22 protein-coding genes are annotated in these 26938 nt (G+C 44.6%); 10 read left to right on the top strand and 12 right to left on the bottom strand.

Annotated elements, in window-relative coordinates:
* Positions 1-194: 194 nt before the first annotated feature.
* A complete protein-coding gene (locus ACP2WE_RS19210; protein WP_425217156.1) occupies positions 195-866 on the bottom strand; it encodes a hypothetical protein in 672 nt (223 codons plus the stop codon).
* Between the two features lie 762 nt (positions 867-1628).
* Here ACP2WE_RS19210 and ACP2WE_RS19205 point away from each other — a divergent pair.
* Both ACP2WE_RS19205 and mgsA read left to right on the top strand, forming a co-directional pair.
* Positions 1629-2927, top strand: a complete 1299-nt coding sequence (locus ACP2WE_RS19205; protein ID WP_425217155.1) for a serine hydrolase — start codon at positions 1629-1631, stop codon at positions 2925-2927.
* Between the two features lie 14 nt (positions 2928-2941).
* A complete protein-coding gene (gene mgsA / locus ACP2WE_RS19200) occupies positions 2942-3319 on the top strand; it encodes a methylglyoxal synthase (RefSeq protein ID WP_425217154.1) in 378 nt (125 codons plus the stop codon).
* A gap of 3 nt (positions 3320-3322) precedes the next feature.
* On the opposite strand, the gene ACP2WE_RS19195 is transcribed toward mgsA, so the two are convergent.
* The 5 genes from ACP2WE_RS19195 to ACP2WE_RS19175 all read right to left on the bottom strand — a co-directional run bounded on the left by ACP2WE_RS19195 (position 3323) and on the right by ACP2WE_RS19175 (position 9771).
* Entirely contained in the window at positions 3323-3574 is a 252-nt protein-coding gene (locus ACP2WE_RS19195; RefSeq protein WP_425217153.1) for a hypothetical protein, read from the bottom strand.
* Between the two features lie 63 nt (positions 3575-3637).
* Positions 3638-5032, bottom strand: coding sequence for a PP2C family protein-serine/threonine phosphatase (locus ACP2WE_RS19190; RefSeq protein ID WP_425217152.1), 1395 nt, complete (start codon positions 5030-5032; stop codon positions 3638-3640).
* Positions 5033-5258: 226 nt separating this feature from the next.
* Positions 5259-7358 carry a signal recognition particle-docking protein FtsY gene (gene ftsY / locus ACP2WE_RS19185; protein WP_425217151.1) on the bottom strand — a complete coding sequence of 700 codons (2100 nt, stop codon included), beginning with the start codon at positions 7356-7358 and terminating at the stop codon, positions 5259-5261.
* Positions 7359-7496: 138 nt separating this feature from the next.
* Positions 7497-8498: a PRC-barrel domain-containing protein gene (locus ACP2WE_RS19180; protein WP_330484618.1), complete on the bottom strand. Its 1002-nt coding sequence runs from the start codon at positions 8496-8498 to the stop codon at positions 7497-7499.
* A gap of 127 nt (positions 8499-8625) precedes the next feature.
* Complete coding sequence (locus tag ACP2WE_RS19175) at positions 8626-9771, bottom strand: citrate synthase (protein ID WP_425217150.1); 1146 nt, start codon at positions 9769-9771, stop codon at positions 8626-8628.
* 121 nt (positions 9772-9892) lie between these two features.
* Here ACP2WE_RS19175 and ACP2WE_RS19170 point away from each other — a divergent pair, with 121 nt between their 5' ends.
* The gene (locus tag ACP2WE_RS19170; protein WP_425217149.1) at positions 9893-10393 is read left to right on the top strand and encodes a hypothetical protein; all 501 of its coding nucleotides are present in this window, start codon (positions 9893-9895) and stop codon (positions 10391-10393) included.
* Positions 10394-10837: 444 nt separating this feature from the next.
* Positions 10838-11710 (top strand): FkbM family methyltransferase, encoded by an 873-nt coding sequence (locus tag ACP2WE_RS19165; RefSeq protein WP_425217148.1) that lies wholly within the window; start codon positions 10838-10840, stop codon positions 11708-11710.
* A 305-nt stretch (positions 11711-12015) separates the two neighbouring features.
* Here ACP2WE_RS19165 and ACP2WE_RS19160 read toward each other — a convergent pair whose 3' ends face one another.
* Positions 12016-12663, bottom strand: a complete 648-nt coding sequence (locus ACP2WE_RS19160) for a phosphoribosylanthranilate isomerase (protein WP_425217147.1) — start codon at positions 12661-12663, stop codon at positions 12016-12018.
* Positions 12664-12679: 16 nt separating this feature from the next.
* On the opposite strand from ACP2WE_RS19160, the gene ACP2WE_RS19155 reads away from it, so the two are divergent.
* From ACP2WE_RS19155 to ACP2WE_RS19140, 4 genes are all read left to right on the top strand, one after another.
* A complete protein-coding gene (locus tag ACP2WE_RS19155) occupies positions 12680-13435 on the top strand; it encodes an SRPBCC family protein (protein WP_425217146.1) in 756 nt (251 codons plus the stop codon).
* Positions 13436-13440: 5 nt separating this feature from the next.
* The gene (locus tag ACP2WE_RS19150) at positions 13441-14643 is read left to right on the top strand and encodes an inorganic phosphate transporter (RefSeq protein WP_425217145.1); all 1203 of its coding nucleotides are present in this window, start codon (positions 13441-13443) and stop codon (positions 14641-14643) included.
* Between the two features lie 123 nt (positions 14644-14766).
* Positions 14767-15420 (top strand): ATP phosphoribosyltransferase, encoded by a 654-nt coding sequence (gene hisG / locus ACP2WE_RS19145; RefSeq protein ID WP_425217144.1) that lies wholly within the window; start codon positions 14767-14769, stop codon positions 15418-15420.
* Positions 15421-15581: 161 nt separating this feature from the next.
* Complete coding sequence (locus tag ACP2WE_RS19140) at positions 15582-16442, top strand: DUF3598 family protein (protein ID WP_425217143.1); 861 nt, start codon at positions 15582-15584, stop codon at positions 16440-16442.
* A 396-nt stretch (positions 16443-16838) separates the two neighbouring features.
* Here ACP2WE_RS19140 and ACP2WE_RS19135 read toward each other — a convergent pair whose 3' ends face one another.
* Entirely contained in the window at positions 16839-18731 is a 1893-nt protein-coding gene (locus tag ACP2WE_RS19135; protein ID WP_425217142.1) for a protein phosphatase 2C domain-containing protein, read from the bottom strand.
* 193 nt (positions 18732-18924) lie between these two features.
* Between ACP2WE_RS19135 and hrcA the strand changes: the two genes are divergently transcribed.
* Both hrcA and ACP2WE_RS19125 read left to right on the top strand, forming a co-directional pair.
* Positions 18925-19992 carry a heat-inducible transcriptional repressor HrcA gene (gene hrcA / locus ACP2WE_RS19130; RefSeq protein WP_425217141.1) on the top strand — a complete coding sequence of 356 codons (1068 nt, stop codon included), beginning with the start codon at positions 18925-18927 and terminating at the stop codon, positions 19990-19992.
* A gap of 1566 nt (positions 19993-21558) precedes the next feature.
* Positions 21559-22203 carry a Uma2 family endonuclease gene (locus tag ACP2WE_RS19125; protein ID WP_425217140.1) on the top strand — a complete coding sequence of 215 codons (645 nt, stop codon included), beginning with the start codon at positions 21559-21561 and terminating at the stop codon, positions 22201-22203.
* A gap of 27 nt (positions 22204-22230) precedes the next feature.
* Here the strand turns inward: ACP2WE_RS19125 and ACP2WE_RS19120 are convergent, their stop codons facing one another.
* From ACP2WE_RS19120 to ACP2WE_RS19105, 4 genes are all read right to left on the bottom strand, one after another.
* Complete coding sequence (locus tag ACP2WE_RS19120) at positions 22231-23142, bottom strand: restriction endonuclease (protein WP_425217139.1); 912 nt, start codon at positions 23140-23142, stop codon at positions 22231-22233.
* Positions 23143-23176: 34 nt separating this feature from the next.
* Positions 23177-24211, bottom strand: a complete 1035-nt coding sequence (gene csaB, locus ACP2WE_RS19115) for a polysaccharide pyruvyl transferase CsaB (protein ID WP_425217138.1) — start codon at positions 24209-24211, stop codon at positions 23177-23179.
* A 63-nt stretch (positions 24212-24274) separates the two neighbouring features.
* Positions 24275-26065, bottom strand: a complete 1791-nt coding sequence (locus ACP2WE_RS19110) for a serine/threonine protein kinase (protein WP_425217137.1) — start codon at positions 26063-26065, stop codon at positions 24275-24277.
* Positions 26066-26162: 97 nt separating this feature from the next.
* On the bottom strand, positions 26163-26696 hold the full coding sequence (locus ACP2WE_RS19105) for a hypothetical protein (protein WP_425217136.1): 534 nt from the start codon (positions 26694-26696) through the stop codon (positions 26163-26165).
* Between the last annotated feature and the right edge of the window lie 242 nt (positions 26697-26938).

Raw genomic sequence — 26938 nt, 5'->3', positions numbered from 1 at the left:
CTTAAGTTTAATGGAAAGTTATGGATGATTGCCCAAATTTCTATCAGGTGTAAGGTTGAGGCTTGAAAGTCAACAAGATTTGATATCCTTGGCAAGCATTGCAGTAGTTAGCCATCGGTCAAAACAAAAAGGGACAATAGTATATTGTCCCTCTCTTTTAGGTTTTTATATTTATTGCCTTCTCAAACTCTAAATTAAGCCTGAGCTTGCTTGGCCTGAGCTTTACGTCTCTTGATTTCAGCACCACTGAATACCCCTGCTGCAAGGATCGCTCCAACAGCAAGACCAGGAACTGGTACCGGTCTCGCTACAGTATCGGTATCTGCGTCAAAAACCAACCTTTGATTTGTGGCGAAACCGTTTCTCCAGGTAAGTGTTAGATTGCCATAGATATCGCCGACAGCAGGATTGCCATTGACATTAACAATATCGCCATACTCAACGAAATCAGGTGCTAAAAAACCGATGGCGGCAGCGAAAGTTATACCTTGTGCTGAGTCTGGTGTACCTGGAGATGGGTCAGTTTGATCAAAAACTGTCGAGCCAGTAATCGCATTAATGAACAAAGAAGATATAGTCTTGGATCCGGTGTTGATAAACGTCCAATCTCCACCAAAGGTATCTCCTGTTTGAGATAGAGACCAGTCGCTTGTGGATGCTCCCCCTGATCCAGCACCTGTTGCCGCCCATACTGCCGAACTAGTTGAATTGTCAGTATAGGTTACTTTGACTTGCATTCCAGTCATTTGATCGCCAAAAGTCTGAAAGCCAGTGATACCTGTAATGGAAGCAGCTTGGGCTGAGCTAGCAATACCCAAAACCGACGCAATGCCAAATATTCCAGCAATAGCCTTAGATAATTTCATAGTTTTATTAGAGGGGTAATGAACTAAGAGAGAATACTATCGATACTGAAGAGACTGTTTGAGAACTCCGAAAGTTTCATTAAGTTTCATTTTTCATGACGTTTCGCTACAGAAAAATGGGGCTTCCGATTTCACGATTTATTTGGAGCTAACCAAAACAATGATGAGAATTGATGATTTCTTAAAACAGAACTCTAAAGGTTATGTCAATAAACTGTGTAGGCTAACCGTAACATATCTGCATTTAGTTTTCGGCTAGGCAAAGTTATTCCATCAGTTATATAAAATTTATATAAAAGTTATATGTAGCATGTAGACGTTATTTATAAGTCTTCCTGTTATATAGGTGAAATACCCACACAGTAAGCAACTTTAGTTGTTTGTAATGCAACTTTTAGCAACGAATCATTAATTACCAAAACTTAATCAAGACGGAGAGTACAGCTTATTTAGCTTAGTAGAGACATTGAGGGGTAAGGCATCTGCTAAGTTCTAAACCGCTAAATTGTGATGTAAGCGCAACATTTGTTAATCTAAGTCTTTAGATTTGTAAAGTTGTTCGCAAAGAAATTTGATTTGAAAAGGCAGCCAAAATCTCAAGCTATGTTTAGTTAGGTAAGGTTACTTCAAGCTATCTGTACAGAAGGTTACTGAAAAGTTATTTTTGAGAGAAGCGATCGCGTTTAAATCACCCAGTAAGGTAGTAAATTCAGTAATTAGGTTTAACCAATTCTTGCGAATTTAGAGGGAGATGTGTGAGTGATGCTATTTAAACTATTCTTGCTTACCTTGCTGAACGCCCCTTCGCTGGAAGTCATCAAAAGTCCAGCAGATTTTGCGGCAAAGCTTTCTCAAACATCGCAAAGCGCGATTTCTTTCAGGATTCGTTCCGACGCGAATGTCATCGCTGAGACCAAACCCACAAATAGACCCACAGACAAACCTACAAGTTTTATCAGACCGTTAACTCCTAAAGCCGTCATTGAAAGACTCTTTACAACTAAACTTCAAAAGAATTGGTTTGCCGCCGAGTTTTTGGCACAGGTCTCAACAGACCAAATTGAGGCGATAATTGCCAGTCTCAAACCCCTCCTAGGCACTTACAAACAAGTCAAAGAATCAGGGGAAAACTATGTGGTAATTGGCGAGCGCGGCACACTTCCCGTCACAATTGCGCTGAACGATCGCGGGCAAATTTCTGGTTTGTATTTTGGCAATCCAAGCATTAACGATGTCAAGGATGTTGTGAAAGGCTTTAAAGATTTACCAGGTCAAGTCGGGCTTTTGGTCATGGAAGAAACCTCTCCACGCATTACGATCGATGAAGACACTCCCCTTGCTGTGGGTTCGGCTTTTAAACTAGCGGTGTTAAAGGCACTTAAAGCTCAGATTGCATCAGGCAAGCGAACTTGGAGCGAGGCGATCTCGCTTAAAGCCAAACACAAAGTACTCCCCACAGGAATTTTGCAAACTTGGCCAGAGGGATCTCAGCTAACGATTCAAAGCGTGGCAAGTTTGATGATTTCCCAAAGCGATAACACAGCTACCGATATGCTGATCGATCTGGTTGGGAGAGAGACAATCGAAGCGATCGCCACCAGAAATCGTCCTCTTTTAACTTTGAGAGAATTCTTTGTACTCAAGAGTTCCCAAAATTCAGAGTTATTAAAACGCTATCATTCTAGCAGTGAGGCAGAACGAAGGAGCCTATTGATGGAGCTAGCCAAGCTTCCACTCCCAAAAGCTGAGGAACTTTCATTAATACCTAGTATCGAGTTAGAAGCAGAATGGTTTCTGACCAATAGAGAACTCTGCAATTTGATCGAAGATGTTGCAGACCTGCCGTTAATGTCGATTAACCCTGGTGTCGCAAATCCGAAAGACTGGGAGCGCATTGCATTTAAAGGCGGATCTGATATGGGTGTTCTCAATCTAACCACATGGCTTAAAGCCAAAAGTGGAAAAACCTATTGTGTCTCAGCCACATGGAATAACACCACAGTTCTAGAAGAAGCTAAGTTTTTTAGTCTATACTCAGCCCTGCTCGAAAGCTTGAAATAACGCTCATTGCCAACATGAAAACCCTTGCCTTAATCGCTCACGATCGCAAAAAAGATAGCATCGTTCAGTTTGTCAAAGAGCATCAAGATGTGTTTGCTCGATTCCATCTGATTGCTACAGGAACAACTGGACAGCGCATTCAAGACGCGACAGACTTACCTGTGGAATGCGTGTTATCAGGACCATTGGGCGGTGATGCCCAAATTGCAGCGCAAGTTGTTACAGGCAATATCATTGCTGTTTTCTTTTTTATCGATCCGCTCTACGCTCAGCCGCACGAACCAGATATTTTGGCGCTTTTACGTGTTTGCGAACTATACAATGTTGCGATCGCGGTCAATCTGGCAACTGCCGAAGCTGCGATCGCGATGTTGGCAAAACAGCTCATGTAAATGCTATCCAGCCGTAATGCTTCTAAATAGATAGCCAGCGATTAACCCGATCAAAAGTGCCCAAATTTGCCCAGACTTGACGAAACCATTCCAGCCTTTGCCCATATCACCTAAAACATCTTGGTTAAACTGTTGGGCTAAGGTTGTCCAATCTGTATCGAAAACATTAAAATCTAGCAGATTGAAGTTAAAAAGATTGACATCAAAACTGCTAACATCAACAGAACCAATTAGGGAAGAGAGAATATCAATCATAATTTAAGACCACAGAGTTCACTTTTAAATTTGGCGGGAGTTGGAAGGGGACTTAGATTGTACTTAAGCTGAGACTTGCTTATTTTGGCATTTTAGGACGACCAAAGTCATATCGTCGCTATGACTATGACCTTCTCCGATAAAATCTTGCACCTGTTTGAAAATGTAGTCAAGTATTGCCTGAGGATGGTTAATTTCTGAGGACTCGGGAATGCAATGTTGACAAGCATAATCTAAAGCCTGTCGTAGATTTTCTTCGTCAAAGCGATCGCCTTTATCATTGGCGGCTTCGGTAAAGCCATCGGTGTAGTAGATCACAACATCATTGGGCTGTAGATGGACGCTACGCTCTTCAAACTTGGAGCCGACCTCTAGACCGATCAGCGCCCCAACTGTATCTAAAGCATGGACTGTGCGGGTTTGCGATCGCCACAGCAACGCAGGGGTATGCGCCGCATTGCTAAAGGATAAAATCTGTGTTTTGGGATCGTATTCCGAGTAGAACATGGTCACGAAACGATGAGATTTCTCTAGGTCATCGTACATAACCTCATTTAGATGTTCGAGAATTTTACTGGGGGAATGACTATTCAGCACTTCAGCCCGCAGCATTCCTCTGGTCATGGTCATGATGAGACCCGCAGGCACACCTTTCCCCATGACATCCCCAACGACAAAACTCCAACGTTCGCCTTTTTGAATGGGAATGAAGTCGTAGTAGTCGCCTCCGACACGGCTTGCCGTCAGACAACGCGCCGCAATTTCTATCCCTTGAATCACTGGGCAGTTGCGAGGTAAGAGTTGCCGTTGAATCTCTGCACCGATCTCTAGCTCTCGATCTTGGCGTTCTTTTTTGATTAATTCTGCGGCTAATTCGTTATTTTCTAGACCCACTGCCGTTTGATCGGCAACTAGGCGCATCAACTTGCGCTTGGTATCATCCCAAGGATAATCAGTCTTGCGGCTAAAGATGTACAGGCGACCGCGCACGGCATTTTTGACTAGGATCGATGTCCCGAATAGATGGACATCTGCCCCTAAGTAGCGACTGACTAATTCATCTAAAGCTGTCGTCGAACCTGAGAATACTTGCTGGATTGCCCGTTCGATCGCATACCGCACCTGTTGAGATTGCATGCCATGGGCACCATTATCGGGGCAGTGCAAAGACTCTAGGCTCATCTGTCCGCTTGATTTAAATAAAATCAGCGCCCCACCATCGGAGTCAGTTACCCGACAGGCAATTAGGGGGATTAATTCTAAAAACTGGTTGAGGTTACTCAGACTGCGGAGGGCATAGCCCAAGAAGCTCAATAGCTCAGAGATTTTTTCACGATCTTGATTGGACCGCCGTAAGATTTCTTTTAGATCTTTCACCAACACAAGCGAGTCATCTAGTTCAGTTCTAGAGACTTTTTTGGGTGGAGACGATTTTCTAGGTGGCAGTGATAAAGACATACTGTGGCAAAAATCTTGGGCGAAAATCTTAGGCAACAGTCTAGGGCAAAAATGCTAGAAATAAAAAAAATTCTCGAAAGTAATTCAGCAAATTTAGTCAAATAGTTTAGCGTAACTTGCAGTCAAAAGCTGATAAATATCTATGTATTCAGTATTCATATGGGTTGAGAGATTTACTAAGGATTTACTTAGATCGAAGTGTCAACCCATCGGGGGGAGATTTAATCTAGTTGCTCAAGAGTGCCTCAACAAACTCATAACTAGAGAAGGGTCTTAAGTCTTCGATCCCCTCGCCTGCACCAATAAAGCGAATGGGGAGTCCGAGTTGTTGTACGACCGCGATCGCTACACCGCCTTTGGCTGTTCCATCTAATTTGGTTAGCACGATACCGCTAATACCCGCAGATTTAGAAAAGACCTCAGCTTGGCGTAAGCCGTTTTGCCCTAACGTGGCATCTAAAACCAATAAAGACTCAATGGTTGCCTCAGGCGCTTTTTTATCAACAATGCGTCTAATTTTGCTGAGTTCCTCCATTAAATTGTTTTTGTTTTGGAGTCTTCCAGCCGTGTCAATTAGCAACAGTTCCGAGCCACGCGCTTGCGCCGCTATGATAGCATCAAACACCACGGCGGCGGGATCGGTATTTTTACCCGTATTGGCGATCACCTCGACCTGCGAGCGATCGCCCCAAGCCTGAACCTGCTGTACGGCTGCTGCCCTAAATGTGTCGGCGGCAGCAATTAAAGTTTTATATCCAGATTTGTTAGCAATATGGGCAAGTTTGCCGATCGTAGTAGTTTTGCCAGCTCCATTAACGCCCGTAATCAACCAGATATTTAGTTGATTTTTTTCGGGGACTAGATTGGCAACCGGTGGTTTCTTGTTAGCCCCTTTTTTCTCGACCAACAGCGGTGCATCCAGCATTTCTCGCAAAATTTGCTTTAAGAAGGCGATCGCGGCTTCTGGTGGTAAGACTTCATCTCTGAGTTTGGTTTGCAGGGCTTGGACAATTTTGTCGGTTGCCTGTACGCCCACATCGGCTTGCAGCAATAAAGCCTCAATCTCATCAACATCATCAGCACCGAGAGGCCCTTTTCCTACTAAGGCTTTAAGTTGATTTACCAGCGTTAACCGCGTCTTATCTAAGCCTTGACGCAAGCGCTTTAACCATGTGATTTCCTCTGCCGAAATATCTTCGGGTCGCCGTCCCTGAGAGGCTAGAACCTCTGCCGACCACAGAAAACTCTCATCGAAGGGGAGTTGGGGTTCGTAAGTGATTTGAACCTGTGGTTGGGTCTGGGCTACAACCACGGGCTGAGGAGTTTCGGGTTCTGGTTCGACGATCGCATTTGCCTCCAATGCCGCAATTCTGGCAAGGCGATCGGACTCAGATTGCATCCAAAATGGTAAAGGTACGGTTGGTTCCTCGTTGGGATCGAAGGTCGAGGATTCAGGCAAATTTTCTGGAACTGACTCGGCGGCAACAGGCTCTGCAACAGTTTCTATAACTGGTTCTGCAATTGGTTCAGGTGTTGGTTCGACGATAGGTGCGTCCGTAACAACAGGTTCCTCAACAGTCGGAGTTATAACGGCTTCAACAGCAGTTTCAGGAATACTTTCAGCAGCAGGCTCGGGGATAGTTTCTGGAATCCCTGCATCAATGATTTCAACGGTTTCGGCGATGGGTTCGACCGCTGACGGCGTATCTTGGCTGCGATCGGTTACTAAGATCGCTTCAGGTTCGGACTCAAGACTTGCTTCCACTGGGGGAGCGGTTACTAGCTCAGGAGTCGTTTCAGGAACTGCATCTGGGATGAATTCGCTAGAAGGCTCTACAACAGGTTCTGTAATAGGCTCGGCAACAGGATCGGCAGAGATCGTTTCTGTGGGCAACTCTGCTTCTGCTTCAACAGAGATGTCTGGGGTCGCTGCTTCGGCGATCGGCTCTGAAATAGGTTCTGATACGGGCTCTGAAACAGGTTCTGAAATAGTTTCTGCAATTGGCTCTGTTGCAACTGGTTCCGCCGACTCTGTCAGCGGTTCGGGTGGCTGTTCGGTGACTAGCTCAGTCGTTGGTGATGTCGCAGGTGTTGATTCGGTAACTTCAGGTTGAACGACCTCAGCCTGTTGCTTTTGAATATTGACGTAGGCAGCTTTTGCCCAATTGAGTAAATCTTGAGACTGAGGCGTAGAAGTAGCTGTGGTTTCGGCTGGAGGTGCGACAGGTTCTGCCTCTGCTTGACTTTCAGCTTTTTGCTCTTCTACAGACTGCGCTTCAGACTGCTTTTCATCGTCAAATTTGCGCCGAAACCAATTAAAAACCATGCCTCTACCTTCACTATCTTGCTGCGATCGCTGCTAAATGTTACACATCGAAATCAATAATTACGACTGTAACGCTTTAACTGTAGATAGTTTAAGACTTTTCGGCACGATTACTCTGTAGGGTTTCCCGAAACAGTTTTATAGTTCTTCAAACTCTTCTTCGGGGATTACTTGCTTTGGCTTATCCGTGCCCCAAGCATCTTTAATTTGCTGCCTGGTTTCTTCGCGATAGCCCTTGGCTTTAGGATAGCCATCCTCAAAGTCATCATAGTCATCGTAATCATCATCCAGAGGTGGAGGTGTGACTGGTCTAACAGGTTTAGGCTCGGGTCTGGACTCGGGTCTAGGCTCGGCTCTAGCTTGACGGCGTGGAGGTGGTGAGACGGGTACGCGTTCTTCTGACCAGTTATCCTCTTCTTCCCATGCTTCTTCGCGACGATAGACTGGACGCTGCTCTGGTTGTCGATCGCTATAGGAACTATTCGATCGCTTGCCCGAAGACAAGGCGTTATCGCGCAAGTTGTTAAAGGTGGCAGGAGGCATGTTGTACTCATCCTCAAACTCGTCTTCCCAAGGAGGCTTGCCTAAACCTAGTCGCTCTAAGATCCCTTTAGAAAGCTGCGTCATCCGATCTTCCATGCCCTCGGTGACAATGATGCGATCGCGGCCGACGGCAATAATCTCATTGACATCAAGCTCGTAGGTGCTGATCACGGCGGACGGAATCAAGGGGCTACCGAGGGAAGCCAAAATGAGATAGACCAGATCGCCAGTCTCAGGGTCAAACTTAAAATCTCTGACTTTACCCAGCAACTCGCCCGATTCTGTGACCACTTCATTCCCGATCAGGTTGGTATATTTCTCGGTCACGAGAATGTCTTCTAAGACCGATTCATCATCGACGAGGATGGCATCGGGCCCCAACAGTGAAATGCGATCGAGGGTCATGTAAAAGGTGTCACCAATACCGATCGGTGTGCCCGGAATAAACCGCTCAGCTACGCTTAGTCCCATTACTCTGCGCTGATCGACATCCAGCCAAATTTGCGTAACAATACCTAACCTCGTGGCGGTCGCTTTACTAATAACTTGTACACCCAGAATAGAAGCGCGTTGGCGGATTGTTTCAGATTGCATCATGGCTGTGATGGGATAATCAAATTTCCCGTTTTGGGACTAAAGAGTAACAGATCGAACAAAATCTGACCTGATTTTAGCAGACTCGGATCTTGGGAATAGTGAGAGGATACCGAATAGGTATTTTAACTTATGTGGGTTCCCTTGCTTCAATCGGCGTGTAAGTAATATCGTGCAACCCCGTGTAAACCTGAGTTGGACGGAAAAGGCGGTTATCCGCAAGCTGTTCTTTCCAGTGGGCTAACCAACCTGGTACGCGGGCGATCGCAAAAATCGGCGTAAATAAGTCCAAAGGAATACCTAGTTTCTTGTAAACCAAGCCCGAGTAAAAATCGACATTTGGGTAAATACCTTTGGCAGAGAGTTTTTCGGTAGCCTGTTTTTCTAGTTCTAGGGCGATGTCATAGTAGCGATCGTGACCAAACTGATCGAATAACTTGTGGGCTAGATCTTGCAAAATCGGAGCGCGGGGATCTTTAACTTTATAGACGCGATGCCCAAAGCCCATGATTTTTTCCTTGCGCTCAATTTTGCGTTCTAGGAAGGGCTTAACATTCTCAATGCTGCCGATTTCTTCGAGCATCTTCATGACTTCTTCATTTGCCCCACCATGCAGAGGTCCTGCAAGCGTACCGATCGCCGAGCTTAAAACCGTGTAGGGATCTGTGAGCGTGGAGGCTGTCACCAAAGCCGAAAAGGTTGAGGCATTGACCGTATGCTCGGCATGTAAGGTAAGACAAACATCAAATACATGGGCAGCCAGCGGATCGGGCACTTTCTCGTTGAGCATATACAGAAAGTTGGCGGCATAACCCAAACCATCTTTGGGCATGACTGGATCGTTACCCTGCCGCATCATGTGAAATGCTGCCACCATTGTGGGGACTTTGGCTAATAACCGAATCGCGGCTTGATAGATATATTCGGCATCATGCAAGTCTTCGAGGGGGTAAAACATCCCCAAAGCAGACACGCAGGTCTGAAGCGCATCCATGGGATGGGCGTTGTCTGGGAAGCACTTGATCATATCTCGGATGCGATATTTGATCCGCCGCCGATGCACGACTTCATGTTCAAACTCTTTGAGCTGCAGTGCTTTAGGTAATTCTCCAAATACGAGCAGGTAGCTTGTCTCTAGAAAACTACTGTACTTACATAGGTCTTCAATTCGGATACCCCGATATTCCAGTAGCCCCGTTAGTCCATCTACGTAACTGATGTTGGACTGAGTAGCAGGAACTCCTTCTAACCCGGGCTTATATTCACCAACTGCCATAAACAGCTACCTTAACTCTGAAAGAATGTTTACAAATGTCTCTGAAGCAACTCAGAATCTCGATCATAAATCTAGCATCTCACTCGCCATCCATCATTCTTAAGCCTGAGCTTCAAATTGCTTGATATCAAGTTTGCTAGGAATTGCGATCGCTACTCATACTACGAGTTACGCGCGATCTACCAAATCGCCCTTAGGGGTATCGATCGGTTGGCTGGATTTTAGAAATATTCTGGTATGCGCGATCGCTGACGAGAAAATAGCTAAAACAAAAAGGCTGAGGACTAACGCAATGCTAACCACAGCCTTTGGCTCATTGAATTATTTGCCCAATTACTTAAATGGGTTGTTGCCTCTACTACCAAATAGGGAAGCTTCACCACTGATTACAGCCTTGCCGATGTTAAAAGCTGCCCAGCCAATTACTAGAACAATTGGGCCTAAGACTAGTACTGGTCTTAAATCAATATCCATATTTAATTACCTTAACGAAATGTTTTATTTTGCTCTAATTATTGCAGCTTATGATTCAAACCGCAGCCTCGATCGCAAGGATTTATCGGGATGGGAATTGCTCAAGGTAGGGTACTGGGGCAAGCAAAGGTTTGGCAGTGGGTGCTAGAAACTTTAGGGGGGCTAATTAGCTTGGCGATCGTAGGATGCTTATGTTTTGTTTTAGTTTGGATTGTTGTTGGCGCGATAATTAATTACTCATGGGAGACTTTGGGGATGTTGCTTCTGGGTAGGGCGGGGCGATCACGGGAGGAATAGCAGGTGCAGCAACCTATGGCAAAATTACAGGAAGATCATTGATTGATCTCCTAAAAAAGTAATTTAAACAAAAAGAAGATTTGCAGATATCCTAGATTGCAGTGAATGAAAGTTTTTGGATTAAATGGGTATTTGCAACAACGCTTGGCAGTAACATCGGTGTTTTTGTAAGCTTTAGGCTTTTTCAAGATCTAAGTGATAATTACCCTATAAATAAAGACAAGCTATCTTAACTAATTCTCAATTACACTCTGCTTATTGCGCTGATCAGTTACCCAAGAGGAAACAAGATTCCATGAATACAACAACGCCAATTCAAATCTTTCTAGAAGAATTGTCTCTAAAACTTATAAAGCTAATTCCAATCCGAAAAGGTAAGGAAAGAATCGTAGATTATATTAGAAAATCCCTGAATTTTTCTGAAGGTACTATGCGTCAAGCTACGGTTGATAATGATATACCAATATTTGTTGACATATTTGAAAGAATCCAATCGTACATGTATTTTCTTGGCGAATATGAAAGATATGAGACAAGAAAATTTACCCACTCTATAAATCTAGATGATGTAGTAATGGATCTAGGAGCTAATATAGGCTATTTTTCACTCATTGCCTCAAAGCGAGTTGGATTAAAAGGTCACGTTTTTTCTTTTGAAGCATCTCCAAGAGTTTATGAATTACTTTGTAAAAACTGCTGTTTAAGTAACAATAAAAATATTTCCCCCTTGAATTTTGCAGTTTCCGACAATGAAGGTATATTAAAATTTAATCTTCCACGAAACCCTCAAGAGCAAGGATCTGGTTCATTATCTAGTAGTGAGATAGGTGATATCGAGGTAGCAGGTATTACTATAGATAAATTTGTTCAGAAAGAAAACCTTATTAGGTTAGATCTTATAAAGATGGATATTGAAGGGGCAGAAGTAAAAGCCCTATTAGGCATGAGTGAAACAATTGTCAAGCACAAACCAAAACTTTTGTTTGAATTTTCCCCATCTAGATACAAAGAATCAGAAATTAATCAGTTTGAAGCTTTAGTTAAACTCCTAAAAGACTTCAAATATAAATTCAGCACGTTGACTAGAAACGGAAAATGGGAAAACATCGAATCTCTTCCTAGTCGAGGGGTTTTGACAATATATGCTGAAGTAGATTCAAATAGCTAACACAAGTTTCTACTTAAATAATGTCCACGATCATACTCAGTAAGAAGCTTATTTTTGCATGCTGTTAGGAGCAAGCTAGTACACCGTGGCGGAAATCCATGCGCCATTGAGTAGTGATCGTGTACATAGTGTCTGATGTCTGAAATTTTAAATAGTCGATTTACTTATGCCACGCTGTACTAGTTAATTACAGTGGGGAGATGGTGGCACAAGCCTCTGGAGTGATTTCAGGTACAGCAACCTTCGGAGGGATTATAGGAAGAGTATTAATCGAGTTGCTAAAACATTAATTGAGAAATTGAGATTTAGTCGTTTGACTTTTTGACAGCCTCAATAAAATTCTTTACACGCTCTAGATCTTTGTCTCCAGGCGATCGCTCGACACCGCTCGATACATCTACACCATCGGGCGAAACTTGGGATAAAGCATTCATAATATTTTCAGGTGACAAGCCCCCAGCCAGCCACCAAGGACAGGGAGGGCGAAATGACGCGAGCATTTGCCAGTCAAGGGTTTTACCCGTACCACCCGCCAGTTTGGGATCGTATGCATCCAGTAAGATCGCATCTACGTAGTTACTATAGGCATCGACCCGCGTTAATTCCTGTGGCGATCGAATATTGAGGGCTTTAATCAATTGGCGATCGGGTAACTTCGTTTTAATTTCGCGGCAAAATTCAGGAGATTCGTTACCATGGAGCTGTATACCACTCAATCCTGACTGTCGGACAACTTGGCAAATTTCATCAACGCTTGTATCTACACTTACACCCATGAATACGCCAACCCGATCTACACTAAAAGGCAGTTTGTCGGTAATTAGACGAATTTGCTTAGAATCAATGTAGCGTGGCGATGAGGGTACACAAATAAATCCCAAACAGCTAGCTCCCATCTTGGCGATCGCTAAGCCCTGTTCTAGCTGCGTAATTCCACAAATTTTGACGTACATAATCTTGAGAGTACCCGTGAAAAGCGAAATGCCAAGGAACCTAAATCTAGATCGAACCCCAAATCAAAGCCTAGATCGAAACCTAGTGATTCCCACCAAATCTCCGATCGAATTTCAGGGTCATCCCTCTAGGGTGAATAGACTCACTCGTACATTTAAACAAGTTAGCCTAACTTGCGTCACAGTTCTCGCAATTGTCTGCGGTGCTACGAGTGCATTACCCGCACAGGCTCAATTTTTTGATGGCCCAGTCGATGTGTTACCGCCAATTCAACGGGACGCCCTCCGCAAGGGCATGGTGGTGGTAACAGGCGATCGCGGTCAGTATGTTGCAAGAATTTTGGTCAATGCTTCTGTACCTACCGCCTGGAATGTGCTTACAGACTACGGCAACCTTGCCAACTTTATTCCCAACATGGCTTCTAGTCGCGTACTAGAGAATAATGGCGATCGCAAGGTGGTGGAGCAGGTCGATCAGCGCCAAGTCTTTTTGACCACAATTACCTCTCGCACCAAATTGGCAATTACAGAGGCAAATCAGAAACAGATTGATTTTAGTTTGATCAGTGGCGATCTAGCAGGGCTCACAGGCTCTTGGCTGATCGAACCTGTTTCTGTCGTACCGCGTCAACCCCCAACCCAGGTGCTGATTACCTATACGGTAAACGTTCAACCCAACGACTCCACACCCGCAGATGTTTTTTATCAAATCTTTAAAGCTTCTCTAAGAGAAACCTTAGCTGCGATCGGTGAAGAGATTAGTCGGCGTTAGCACGAATGTCCTTTGCGCTTTTTTTCCTGATCCTTTTGGCGGTTTACTTAGCAGCCATGCTCGGCGCAAATGATGTCGCCAACTCGATGGGAACCTCTGTGGGGTCGGGAACCTTGTCCCTTAGAAAAGCGATCGCTTTAGCGGGGATCGCCGAGTTTACTGGGGCATCTCTTTTTGGGCATCGTGTTACCAATGCGATCGCCACAGGTGTGGTCTCGCCAGAAGTATTTCGTGCTGACCCCAATCAACTACTGTTGGGCATGGGAACAGTCATGTTAGCCTGTGCGATTTGGCTCAACTTTGCTAACTGGAAAGGCTTACCTGTGGCTTCTTCCCATGCCATTATTGGGGCCTTGGTGGGGTTTGGCTGCATAGCCCAAGGAATTCAAGCAATTTACTGGCATCAAATCGGGATTCTGAGTTTGGCTTGGTTGATCACACCCTTAGTTAGTGGCACGATTAGCTTTTTGCTGCTTACCTTTATGCACACTTGGATATCGTCTAGCACCCTATCTGAATGGATACCTTGGCTCAGTGTCGGGACATTGGGGTTAATGGGACTATCTGTGAATCATATCGATCGCGGTTTAGGCGATCGGTTTGCAATGCCCATAGTGGGTTTTGGGCTTGGGGCAATCGCGGTTTCTGGTTTGACCCTCAGGCTATGGCACAAAAGTAAAGAAGGCATGACCCCAGTATTTGGGCAATTGCAAATTTTGAGTGCTGGTTCTGTTGCCTTCGCCCATGGTTCTAATGATGTCGGCAATGCGATCGCACCCTTAGCGGTGGCAGTGGCGATCGTCACAAACGGTACAGCTTTACAGTCTCAAGAATTAACGATTCCCCTATGGCTCCTAGTTTTGGGCGGCATGGGCATTGTGCTGGGATTAAGTATTTTCGGTAGAAAAGTAATTGCTACGGTTGGCTCTGAGATCACCGCGATCGAGCCGCAAAGTGGGTTTGCTGCGGAGCTATCAACCGCAGTTACGGTCTTGCTTGCCTCTAGCCTCAGCCTATCTGTGTCATCAACCCATGCCTTAGTTGGAGCCGTCTTGGGGGTTGGTTTAGCCAAAAGACTCAACACTGGAACCAATGCGATCGATTGGGGCGTAATGAAAAAAGTAGTGATGGCATGGTTAATCACAATTCCTGCTGCGGCGATTTTAGCGGCAGGGTTATTCAAACTGCTATCGATGCTGACAGAATAGGTTATTAGTTGTCAGTTATTTAGTTGTCAGTTGTCAGCGATCGGTTTTCAGTGTTAATCCCAAAATACCGATAGCCGATAACCGATAACCGATAACCTCTCACCCCTTACCTTTTACCTTTTTATGTTTACCTTCGCTTTACCCAAAGGATCGCTACTCAAAGATTCGATTAGCTTACTAAAGTCTGTTGGCTTGGATTTTAGTGCTTTTCTCGATCCGTCCAGTCGCCAGTTACAGATCGCTGACCCCACTGGCTCGGCAAAGGCTTTGCTGGTGAGAGCGCAGGATGTTCCTGTTTACGTTGAATATGGGCAGGCACAAATAGGCATTGTGGGTGAAGATGTCTTACGTGAAAAATTACCTAAGGTTGCTTGTTTAGTCGATTTAGGCTTTGGCAAATGTCGGATGTCGGTCGCTGTCTCAGAGGCTAGCCGATTTACCTCGGCGTTAGAGTTACCACCCCATTGCCGCGTTGCTTCTAAGTCAGTGCGTTGCGCGCGGGAATATTTCCAAAGCTTAGATTTACCCGTAGAAATTATTCCGCTCTATGGCTCGGTGGAACTTGGCCCAATTACGGGTATGGCAGAAGCGATCGTCGATTTAGTCTCGACTGGGCGCACGCTTAAGGAAAATGGTCTGGTGGAAATTGAAGTCCTATTTGAAAGTACAGCCCGACTGATTGCCCATCCACTCAGCTATCGCCTCTATTCTGATGAATTTAATACATTAATCGATAAGGTGCGGTTTGCGATTGGGAGCGAAGCGATCGCAAAATAGATGGAATTAGCCCACCCTAGCCCTCCCCTTTTACCAGCCGCGAAGCGAATTCCCGCAGGGCAGGGGAGGGAATTAAATTTCCGATCTTCCCCCTTACAAATGGGGGATTAAAGGGGGGAAGCCCGACTTATATCTATAGTAGAGATAGAATTCTCAAGCTTATGACAACACTCAAAGGTTTAACTCAGTGGGAATGCTTATTACTCAATCTTGGCTGCTGGCAAGGCTCATTCACGCGATTATCACCTCAAGGTGAGCTTAGAGAAGATATCAAAAGCGAAACGATTCTAGAAGGATTAGACGATCGCAAAACGATTCAGCAAACCATTCGTCAGTTTTATCCCGATCGCACCCAAGAGAAAGTCTTAACCTACTCGTCTTTAGGTCGAAATATATTGCTTTTTGAGAATGGAGCCTTCTCTCAGGGATCGATACAACTAGGTTTTCAATCTGAGTTTGGTGCTGAATTTGGATCGATCGATCGTACCCGTCGCCTGCGGTTGGTACAACTCTTTAACAAAGAAGGGAACCTAGATAGTTTAACCTTGATTCGCGAGCGCTTACCTGAGAGCGATATCCCAGAGCGACCACCACTAAACTTGGAATCTCTACTAGGACATTGGCAGGGAGAAGCGGTTACGATCTATCCTGATTGGCGATCGGAGATTTATCCAACTGCCAGCGCTTGGAGCCAGCAGGATCGACAAGTGAGCATGACCTTAAGGATGGGAAGCGATCCTTCTATTCCTGCAATTACCTCGATCGCCACCATCCATGAGTCCAATCCCAATATCCTCAACTTTGAACCAGGCTCGATGTCAGGTAATCTCTCAATTCAGACGCTATTTCTACCCGATAGCAGTTCCTCTACTTCTCCCACCCACCTTAGACTCGGCCAACCATTTCGCCTCGCGGTTTCTTGGCTCGTGCAACCCGATCTGCACCAACGCATAATTCGCAGCTACAATGCCCAGGGGGAATGGATGGGTCTAACTTTTGTGGCTGAGCAGAGAATTACCTGAAAGTCAGAGTAACGAATCCGTTCTGACATTCCTTAATACCTTGATTTTTCTGGCAAAACAGAAGAATAAATAGGACGCAGAGAATCTGCAAAAGCTTCTGAAGCTTGGATGCTCTCGTCAATAGCTTCTTTGTTGTTATAATAAAATGACATCGCAGTCGCCAATTCAAGCTTGAATTGGCGGCTTATTGCTGATACCAATTTAAATACAGTAATACCATTTTCAAAAAGTAGTGCGACGCATTGTTTTTGAAAGACCGCGCTCCGAGCGGAGCCTAAACACCGATCTGTTGCAAATTTATGTGAAATTGGTATTACCTACTACTGTAATGCTTAACCGAAAGAGGTCATGTGATTCCCGTAGAAGAAAGAATTTCGTGCTTTTAGGCGGGAAGTATTAAAACATCTTAGGTGGAATATATTCTTTAGGAATTTGCCTCTCTAGCCATTTTCGTACCGAAGGAATTTGTGTCGCTGCCAAACCACTGCCTAAGAGGAACATCACACAGACCAATAGGATCAAGAACCCTTGACTGGTCTGCTTAGGCGCTACTTCTCCTAGCTCTGTTTTTTCGTTGTCTATGCTTTCTTCTGCTGTGTTATCTGCATTGGTTGTGGATAGAACTAATGCGGATGCAGGATCGATGGGCTGAGATTTTGCTTTTGCCCCTGCGATCGCAACATTGGTACTAGCGTTCAAGATAGAGGTAGAGGTTTGTAAGACTGTTGCCTGCTCTTCCTCTTCTTTTTTATCTTCTTCAGGATTTGGCTTAGTAAGGCGACAACGCATCAGGGCTAGCGTAATATTGTCATGCCCGTTGAGATGATTTCCTTCTTTAATCAGTTCCTGACAACTGCGATCGAGGGGCTTGTCTTGCGTGAGAATTGGGCGAATATGAGACTCATAAAGCATATTGACGCGATCGAAGTCGCTTAACCCATCGGAGCAGAGTAGCAGCAAGCAATCTTCATCAATGGTGAAACGTTGAACGCGTGGCAAGAGCATATCGGACGTTCGAGTTCCGAGTGCTTGAATCAACGCACCGCCATCAATGCGTTGCGTAGCATAGGAATAAAAGTTGTAGCCGAGGATAGACTCACGGGTGGCAACATCATCATCTAAGCTGACTTGGCGACAGTTTTCGGCATCAATCCAATAAATGCGGCTGTCTCCAACATGGACGATATAGACCTCATGGCGAGTTTTCCCTTGAGGGGCAGGAATCACTGCCATTACCAAGGTCGTGCCCATACGCTGCTGGGCCTGCCGTTGCTGCTGATCGTTGAGTGCAACGATTTGGTTATTCACTACCCGCACAATCGCTTCTAGCTGGGCGATAAATCCCGCAGCAGAGAAAGGTTCTGAATCCGTTTCAACTTGGCGTAATAAAACCTGAAGCTGTTGTTCTAGGGTTTTAATTGCCATCGAGCTTGCCACTTCGCCACCCTCATGGCCGCCTAAGCCGTCACAAATAATGGCGACGCGATCGCGCAGCATCCCATTTTGTTGCGATCTCTTTTGACGTTTGGGGTCGGGGTAGCAAGTATCTTCGTTATGGTCGCGCCTTTGCCCTTTATCGGTAGCGCTAGCAATCCGAACGGTGAGGGGTAAAGTTTGTGAAACTTGCTCAGATAACTGGTCTAGAAATGCGATCGCACTGGTAATGTCGCGATCGCCCCGCCCCAAACCATAGAAAAACTCGGCAAGAGGTTCGGCAATTTCTGGCTGAGCCCGATCTAACCAATGTACCCATAGATCTCCGAGTTGGGTTAACGTAACTGGAGTATCATCAGCTTGCAATTCTAAAAGTCTCAACCAAGCCCCATCTACCCTCAAAAATTCGGGCTTGAGCAGTGTTTTAGTCATGTTTTGCTCGGCAAGGGGCTGCCACAGCTGCAAAACCTGCCAGAGCCAGTTAATTTGACGCAAGGGCGTAGCTTGTCCCCAACTTTCCTCTAGGGTGGGTAAAAGCTTGCCTCTGTTGTCAATCGGCACATCTTCTAATAACAACACTTCTGATACGCCTAGCTCTTCTCCAAATCGCAATAACCCATAGGGACGAGGTAAGTGCATCACTAGCCGAGATAACCTGAGATAAGAAACCACATCGTTGGGAAACTCGTCAGGAATTTCGGGCAGCTTAAAACTTTGCGTGTCAACCACAATTTGAGAATCTATGACACGATAGCGATCGCCTAGCATCGATCCTTGAGGAAATGCTTCCGTATCTATCCCTACCGCCCAGAGATATTGTCGCGGAATTACCGTAGATTGATCCTGCTTATTCATAGGGAAGTATACGATCGTTCAAAATCTCAGAATTATCTCACAGATGGGATCCCAAAACACTTGTCTAACGTGATACTAGAATTCTGGTCTAATCTGAGTATCCTAGTAGAATCAGACTTTATTTTAAACAAAACATAATTTTATTTTTTAGTTTTCACTATATTAACCTCCATTTCGATTCATCCAAAAACCTATGAAGACAAAGCTGAACGCTAGAGAACAAAAAGTTCTGTGGGCGACGATCGACTATTACATCGCAAAAGCTGAACCAGTTGGCTCAAAAGCTTTGTTAGAAGGGTACAACTTTGATATTAGTTCTGCCACGATTCGTAATGTTATGAGTATGCTAGACCGTTCGGGTCTGTTATACCAGCCCCATACCTCCGCAGGCAGAGTCCCCTCTGACTCAGGCTATCGGGTTTATGTAGATGAACTGATTAACCCTTCCAGCGAACTGACGGATAATGCGGCTCAGATGTTGCAGAGCAAAATGGGCTTATCTGGGAATAATAGCCTAGAGCAAATTTTACGGGGTGTGGCGCAAATTTTGGCAACTCTAAGTGGTTGTATTGCCTTGATCACCGCGCCTGATATGCAGACGGTCAAGATTCGTCATTTGCAATTGGTGATGGTCGATACCTGCAAGGTCATGGTGGTCGCTGTCAGTGACGCTTACCATACTGCCTCAGTCATGATGGATTTGCCCTCAGAGACCGATGCCGAGTTGCTAGAAGCAGAACTGCAAATTTTAAATAATTTTCTCAATGCTCACTTGCGAGATAAGCGGTGGTCAGATCTAACTAGTACTTTGCAATGGCACGAACTAGATAGTAAGTTTCAACAGTACGCTACGTTATTGCAACAGTCCTTGCATCAGTTGATGCGAATTTACAACCCTGTCGCTGTCGGACATTTCTTCATCAGTGGCATGACAGAATTGCTACGTCAGCCCGAATTTACCCAACTTAGCCAAATCCAAAGCGTGATCCAACTTTTAGAAGCCGATCAGGCTTCTTTATTGCCCCTAATTTTCGATCGGCCTGAGTCTGCACAGCCAAATAGCGTCACTGTAAAAATTGGCTCTGAAATTTCGCTGGAACCAATCAAGCATTGCACCCTGATTTCTACGACCTATAGCTGCGATCGCACCCCTGTGGGTAGTGTTGGTGTTTTAGGCCCAACCCGCCTCGATTACGAACGCGCGATCGCTTCCGTGCAAGCCGTGGCAACCCATCTCTCAGAGTTAATTGGGCAGTGGTAGAAACTTTATGAACTTATATTAAAATCCTTGCGCTTTAGCGTCAGATTTAATACTCTAAATACAGGCACATTTAGACAAGTGGTTGTGGGCAGTGCCTCCTTCCCAAGCCAGTTGCAGAGCTAACTAAGCAAGTTGTTTCTTATTAGTTTTGTCTCTCTTAGATTTGAGTACATTTACTAATTTTTCCTTGGTGTTTAATTATCGTAGGTGTTACTAGCCCTGTACTGCTATTTGGTTTTTGCTGTCTTGTATCCTGTTAGTTAAAGTTGCGTCTAAGCTCGAAGAGATTTAGGTAACGTGATTGATACAACGGGGCAAGGAGGATAGAAAGCCAAGTTAATTATGAAGTGTCATAGTAGTAGGCAGGTTAGTAAAGTCAGGTAAGGCAATTGCTAGAACACTTTCCCTTTATTGCTCAATAGTTCTAGGGGATTGCTGGGAAAAGTTAGAAATGAAAAGATCGAGAGGCGGGCGACTCAAGTTAATTGAGGAAGAGAAAGTACGGGTTGTAGAGTTAGTAAACTGTAGTAAACCCTAGTAATAATTCAATAGTGATTTATATTTTTGCGTGAGTCTGGTAGCCTTCTATCGGACTCACTGAGTTTTTATAAGGGTTTTTTGTAAAGGCAATTGATTAAGGGCAATTTGTAGCGCGATCTCCCAACCAAAGCCCAAGGGAGCCTATCGTACCGAATCTATGTGTTATCTCGCAATCCCAAACAAGTTTTAATTTATTGGTAGCGCAGGCATCTTGTCTGCATAGGCATAAATCTTCTAAGCAGTGCTGTTGCGATCGCTGAGGCAGCAATCAAAGAATTGTAGTATTTAGAATAGTTTTTTGTAAGTGCAATCTAGCACCACAGAATATAAACATATGTTAAAACGCTTGCATTTCTAAGAAATTGTTTCTATTGTATTCATAGGCACATATAGATAAGTGGTTCTGGGCAGTGCCTCCTCCCCAAGCCAGTCATAGAGCTAATTAAGCAATATCTTTCTAATTAGTTTTACGTCATTTAAGCTCAAGTACATTTACTAATTTCTTCTTGGTTTTTGATTGCCGTAAATGTTACTATCGCTGCGTTACTATTTGGTTTTTCAGCTTCTTATTTTCTGTTGTTTAAAGTTAGGGCTATGCTCATAAGAGCCTAGGTAAACGAGATAGCTACAACGATTTGAGACTGCTTGAAAGCAAACCTAAATATGAAATGTCATAGTAGTAAACAGGTTAGTATCGGCAGGTGAAGCAATTGCTAGGACGTTCCTTTAGAGACTGTTTAGTTCTAGGGAGTTGCTAGGAGTTAGAAATAGAAAGACTTAAAGACAAGCTACTCAAGGTTATTGAGATCGGAAAGGATAGTTCGTTCAATTAGCCACCTCTAGTAAACCCTAGTTAACCTCAAATAGTGATTTATATTTTTGCATGAGTCTGGTAGATCCCTACCGGACTCATTGAGTTTTTATAAAGGGTATTCTTAAGAGCATGAGGCGATCGCTAGATCCGTTGCAATCATAGAGCGATCGCGGTTAGCATAGTTTTAGTACAGGCTCTAGCAGGAGGTAGAAATGCTCGAACTTGAAGCTAAACAACAGACTAAGATTAGTAGTTGGGTTACTGCTACATGGGATGAATTTGCCAAAATCACAGCAGATCCTGCCTATGCAAAAGCTCGGTGCTATTACAACAATGGTCAGATGAGGATTGAGACAATGCCAGTGGGGGCAGATCATGCTAGTGACAATGGAATTATTCACTTTGCGATCGGTCTGTTTTGTACGCTTAGAGGCATTCCCCATAAAGGACTGATCAACTGTAGTTATCGCAAAAATGGTATACGCGAGTTTCAACCAGATATCTCTTACTACTTGAATGAAAACTTACAATCTGCGCCCTTTGGTAGTTCTGTGGTAAATCTCGATCGAACACCAGTTCCCGATCTAGTGATTGAAATTTCACACACAACGTTGGCAGACGATAAAGAAGCGAAGCTTTTGCTTTACCAAGATGTAAGCGTTCCTGAGTATTGGTTAGTCAATGTTGAAAAAATGGAAATTTTAGCTTTTAAGATTGCCGATCGCGATCGCGAGAAAATTACCCAATCTCAAGTTCTGTCAGGTTTAGAAATTTCTATTCTAGAGCAAGCTTTACAACGCAGTCGTCAATCCGATCAGAGTAAAACAGGAGCTTGGTTATTGTCGCAATTCCAGTGAGAAATAATTATATTTTTTCAGATCGTTTTACTCATCAGCAAAGTAATCTGAATCAATTTTTTTAATTTCGTAGGTTGATACGGTTGAGACTGCCAAGTTGTAGTCGATCATATACTGGGCAAGTTGTTCACCATCAATCAGGACGATTTTGGCAGCATTTTTAGGGGCATATTCCTTCGCATCTTTTGTGAAAGTTGATGTTGTAATAAAGATTCCTTTATTTGCTCCTTGTCCTGCTAAAGCCCCCACAAACTTTTGAATCTCTGGTCGCCCCACTGAGCCTCCCCAGCGTTTTGCTTGAATGTAGATTACATCTAGTCCTAATTTGTCTTCCTTGATGATGCCGTCTATGCCCTCATCGCCACTCTTCCCGATCGCTTTTCCCGCATCTTGAATCGAGCCGCCATATCCCATCTTAACGAGGAGTTCAACGACTAGAATTTCAAAAAAACTAGGCGCACAACTTTTTACCTTATCCAATAACTCCTGTGCCAAAGCTTGTCTGATCTTTTGATAGGCAAAGTCCAGCATTTCATCTGGAGTATCCTGAGTTACCTGTTCTTCAACAACATCAACTACTTTCTCAGTACCGTTTGAAGCACCTACAAACTCTAAATATTCTTTAAACTGTCTTAAAAACTTTTGATCGATCCTTGTAGGGTTACTTTTTAAAACTTCAAGTCCTCTGGCTGTAATTTTAAAAATCGACCTTTTAGAAGATTCCAATAATCCCGCTTTTTTAAGGTGTGTACTTGTCCAACCAACTCGATTATTTATAATCCTTTGTTTCCCACTAGGTAAAAGTGCTCGTTTCTCTTCATCAGACAGCTTAAATTCATCGATCAAGTAATCAGTAACTTCTCTTAACGAATGCTCTTTTCGATCGCTAGAAAACTTCATAAAAGGAAGCATCAAAGTTTGAAAGTCGGGAATTGCCATATTGTTTAGATTTTGTCATGCGGAAACGAGAGCTTTACAAATTCGTCAGAAGTTGGTGATGAATTAACGCGCGATCTTTGAGTGAAGAAATTTGGGTGTGACTCATAGGATCGCCGTTGGCAAACTGTTCTATCCATGTTGTTGCGATCGCGTGCGGATCGTCAGGTAAATCTCCCAGATCCCAACCAGGAATATCTTGCTCGTTCATCAAGCGCGAAACCTTGGGATCGTAGCTAATCGCAGAACATCGACAGCCCTCAGCCGCCGCCATAATCAAGCCGTGATATCGCATGGCGATCGCCATTTCTACACCGTGAAAAATCCCTTTGAGCGATCGTGGGTTCTCATCCATCAAAACGATGCTTTGTTCGGGTATCGACCCATGAATTTGCTCTGCGATCGCCAGATCTTTACTTGGCTGAAATGGAATCAGCAAGAGATAAGTATCCGTCGTTTTCTGAAGGTATATAAGCGCCTCAATCACATGGGCTAAACGTTCGGCGGTTAATAAGGGATGCGATCGTAACATCACCGCAATACGCGGTGCAGGGATAGAAGACAGATGGTGAGGATGTTCGGAAGTTAGCGCCCAGACTGGATCGGGAGCCATCACAGAGGGCACTGACCAATCAGCGAGCAATTGCGCTGAGCCACCATCCCGCACGCTGACGAGACTGCATCGTTGAAAGGCTTGTTTGGCGATCGCCCGACTTAGTCCCCGATTTAAAGGCCCAATGCCTTGCGCCCAAGCTACGGTTTTGAGACCCATGCCATAGGCCAGCCCCATCAAGCCCCCGTAATAAATTGGGTTTCTAGCACTGGTAACATCCTGCATGAGGCTTCCCCCACCCCAGATAAAGATATCCGATCGCTTTAAGGCTTTGATAAGAGAAAAGACAGAATAGCGATCGCAGGCCTCTACCTGATGGAGCTTTTCTGTGGCTTTGGGATTCGCAGAGAGAACCAAAGGCTGAACTGTTGGCGGCAACATTTGCAGCAAAGCTGCCAATAGGGCTTCATCCCCTGCATTTCCCATGCCATAGTAGCCACATAAAACAGCCTGTTGCATATCTCACTCCACCTTGATAACCTCATTGGCATGAGGGCATTTTCTCATTTTACGAGAACTTTCTCACGACTTAATCAAAGACTTGGCTCGCTTTTTATAGGCAGACATTTGTTGGCGAAATTTTTGTATGGGTCTATAAATCGTGAAAACCAATCCTGCCAAGCTTCCTATGGAAATTAGAGAAACCAAAAGATTCGCTGTTTCTGATTTTGCGGTGATTGCTACACTGAGCGTGAGAAGAGAAGCCGTACCTAAAAGTTGAAGAATAAAAGAGCGCGGCAATCTTTTCTGAAAACAAGCTCCAACCATTACAGTTGCCGCACTCCCCGTCAGAAATCCTACCCAAATTGCGACACCAATTAAAATCCCCCACACTCCTGCAAAACCTCCATAGGGATCTTGAACTGTTTGACCATGTTCTTCCAAATACCCACTGTAAACAGTGGCGATCTGCCAAAAGCGCGTGACCACCCAAGACCAAGAGCCAGCAATCACCCAAGATCCTAAGAGCCCACCTCCGATCGTAGATACGGTGATGTTCCAATCGCATCTTCTTGCTAGATTGACCGTGATAGCGCCTAAACCAATCCCGAACAACAGCCAAAGCCATGTTTTTGATAAGCCCCATACACCAGGAATCGTCAGACAACAAAGGAGAAAGATAGCGATCGCCGCATAGGGTAGGGTTGGCGCGCTGGGGATAAAGGGTGCTGTTCTCAAGGAAATAGGCACTAATACAGCGGTTTCAGCAGCATTGGAATTCAAAACGATCTGGCGTTGAAATAGACTATTTGCCATGAGGCGATTGGTTTGGAGGATGACATTACAGGTGATGCAATTGCCACTAAAGCGAGAGGGCTCAATTGCAATCCAAGCATAGAGATCGTAGGGATGGGGGATAACCGACCAACTTCCTTCTAAAAGTGCCTCAGGAATGGGGTTTGTCACGGTCAGGGTCTGTACCAGGGTTTCATCTATCTCGGTTGCTAGGTAATGTAACTGCTGGTGGCTGAGTCTCACTTCGGGCAAGCGATTCAACCCAATGGTTTCGAGTTCTGCGATCGCTGTTTTCGCATCAGGATAGCGATATTTGGAATTTGGTTTTACCAGCTTCTCTAACCATTCCCTTAAGCCAAGATCGATGTGGGGAACGCGATCGGCAAACACAACCTTGCCATGCTCGTAGAGAGTTCTGACATTTGTAGGTTGAGTACCTGTCAGCAGGCAAATCAGCGCAACTCCCAACCCATAGAGGTCTGTCGCTGCGGTCAATTCCCGATCGCGCCACTGTTCGGGCGCCCAAAAACTGCATCGCTCAGCCACAACTTGCATGGAATCGCTGCGATCGCGAAACAAGATCGCCTCAAACCCAATCAGATAAACGTGATTGAAGCTGCGATTCCTTTCAGGATGCGTACCGCCGAGCAGAATATGCTCGGGTCTAATATTCTGATGAACGATCGGGGGATAGTGGCTTTGGAGATAGATCAGAATCTCTAAGACTTGGATGGCGATCTGCTTGACACCCTCTAGGGGAAAGTCTGACAGGCTGACTAAGGTTTCAGCTTCTTGATATGCCTGCACGACACAATAACTAGATTCCGTAAAGAAGACCCCGTGATATTTGGGAATGCCCCTATGGTCTAATCTCTGTAGAAGTTCTATTCCTCGTTCGATTTGGGGAAATTTTGATTGGGCGATCGCGGGGTCTTCAGGAAAAGGATATACTGCGATCGCGACGGTTTCTTGCCTGTGCATGTCTGTGGCAAGATAGGTCGCCCCATTCAAGTAATTGGGCGCTAGTACTCGGTGGATTTGATAGCCATACAATGAGAAATCAGGTAGGTCGCTCATAGCCTAGATCGCCTCAAAAGCCTAGGACTATTCAAGCACGATTCAGGATGAGGTGGGATATTTACCAAACTTGAAGTAGAAGTTTGAAGCAGCGGCTTTATTTCAAAAATAGCTCCTCACTGACTGTAGCGATCGCTAACATCACAAAGCCGACAATCAGCCACAGATAGAGTGGGTAATCTCCCTTGCCAAATACATCACCCAATTGAAAAACCACCACAGTACAAATTAAAAATAATGCGATCGTAATTAAGAAAAAGGTAATGTATTTATCTTTTCGTTTGTTCCCTTTGCGAGGATGATTTGACCGACTCCAATTTTGTGCTGCGATCGTGCGTTTGAGCGGATATCTTTCAACTTCGCGATCGAAGTTTTGGGTATGAAACTGACTTAATTGATTGACTGGAATTCTTTGCTCGGTAGGGGGACTATAAAACTCAGTTTTGGGGCTGGAAAACCTTTCTAACTTTGTACTACGCCCTAATTTACCCTTGAGTTGTTTTTCTAAATTGACGATTTTAAGCAGAAAGATCAAACTGATCATAAAAGCCATAACGCTTAGAGACACTGCCAATTTTGACAGCATAATGATCAGTTCAAGGTCTTTATCGCTAGAAAGGGTAACTGCCATGAATCGTTAAGGAAATGCCTTACTCAAGTCACAGTATTCTGTCACTAGCAACGACAAAGCCTAACCAGAAAAAATCGTCGATCCTGTCTGAGAAAACATGAATTGAGACACAAGAAAAAAATGATACCAATTTAAATTATATTGGCAACAGATAGGGCTTCCAAAATGAAAGGATATCCAGTAATCGATGCTATAACTTGGGGAGTTAATTCTGCTAGAAGTTGGTCTACCTTTTCCCTAAG

This window comes from Tumidithrix helvetica PCC 7403 (assembly GCF_965232925.1).
Taxonomy (GTDB): domain Bacteria; phylum Cyanobacteriota; class Cyanobacteriia; order Pseudanabaenales; family Pseudanabaenaceae; genus Tumidithrix; species Tumidithrix helvetica.
Note: the sequence above shows the minus strand (reverse complement) of the source record. Positions and strands in the feature narration are given on the sequence as shown.

Coding starts and splice junctions, on each gene's coding strand:
- ACP2WE_RS19180 (WP_330484618.1), bottom strand. CDS start 8,498: ATGATGCAATCTGAAACAATCCGCCAACGCGCTTCTATTCTGGGTGTA.
- mgsA (WP_425217154.1), top strand. CDS start 2,942: ATGAAAACCCTTGCCTTAATCGCTCACGATCGCAAAAAAGATAGCATC.
- ACP2WE_RS19205 (WP_425217155.1), top strand. CDS start 1,629: ATGCTATTTAAACTATTCTTGCTTACCTTGCTGAACGCCCCTTCGCTG.
- ACP2WE_RS19120 (WP_425217139.1), bottom strand. CDS start 23,142: ATGGCAATTCCCGACTTTCAAACTTTGATGCTTCCTTTTATGAAGTTT.
- csaB (WP_425217138.1), bottom strand. CDS start 24,211: ATGCAACAGGCTGTTTTATGTGGCTACTATGGCATGGGAAATGCAGGG.
- ftsY (WP_425217151.1), bottom strand. CDS start 7,358: ATGGTTTTTAATTGGTTTCGGCGCAAATTTGACGATGAAAAGCAGTCT.
- ACP2WE_RS19110 (WP_425217137.1), bottom strand. CDS start 26,065: ATGAGCGACCTACCTGATTTCTCATTGTATGGCTATCAAATCCACCGA.
- ACP2WE_RS19175 (WP_425217150.1), bottom strand. CDS start 9,771: ATGGCAGTTGGTGAATATAAGCCCGGGTTAGAAGGAGTTCCTGCTACT.
- ACP2WE_RS19125 (WP_425217140.1), top strand. CDS start 21,559: ATGCTCGAACTTGAAGCTAAACAACAGACTAAGATTAGTAGTTGGGTT.
- ACP2WE_RS19160 (WP_425217147.1), bottom strand. CDS start 12,663: ATGTACGTCAAAATTTGTGGAATTACGCAGCTAGAACAGGGCTTAGCG.
- ACP2WE_RS19165 (WP_425217148.1), top strand. CDS start 10,838: ATGAATACAACAACGCCAATTCAAATCTTTCTAGAAGAATTGTCTCTA.
- ACP2WE_RS19210 (WP_425217156.1), bottom strand. CDS start 866: ATGAAATTATCTAAGGCTATTGCTGGAATATTTGGCATTGCGTCGGTT.
- ACP2WE_RS19105 (WP_425217136.1), bottom strand. CDS start 26,696: ATGGCAGTTACCCTTTCTAGCGATAAAGACCTTGAACTGATCATTATG.
- ACP2WE_RS19190 (WP_425217152.1), bottom strand. CDS start 5,032: ATGTCTTTATCACTGCCACCTAGAAAATCGTCTCCACCCAAAAAAGTC.
- ACP2WE_RS19140 (WP_425217143.1), top strand. CDS start 15,582: ATGACAACACTCAAAGGTTTAACTCAGTGGGAATGCTTATTACTCAAT.
- ACP2WE_RS19135 (WP_425217142.1), bottom strand. CDS start 18,731: ATGAATAAGCAGGATCAATCTACGGTAATTCCGCGACAATATCTCTGG.
- ACP2WE_RS19150 (WP_425217145.1), top strand. CDS start 13,441: ATGTCCTTTGCGCTTTTTTTCCTGATCCTTTTGGCGGTTTACTTAGCA.
- hrcA (WP_425217141.1), top strand. CDS start 18,925: ATGAAGACAAAGCTGAACGCTAGAGAACAAAAAGTTCTGTGGGCGACG.
- hisG (WP_425217144.1), top strand. CDS start 14,767: ATGTTTACCTTCGCTTTACCCAAAGGATCGCTACTCAAAGATTCGATT.
- ACP2WE_RS19195 (WP_425217153.1), bottom strand. CDS start 3,574: ATGATTGATATTCTCTCTTCCCTAATTGGTTCTGTTGATGTTAGCAGT.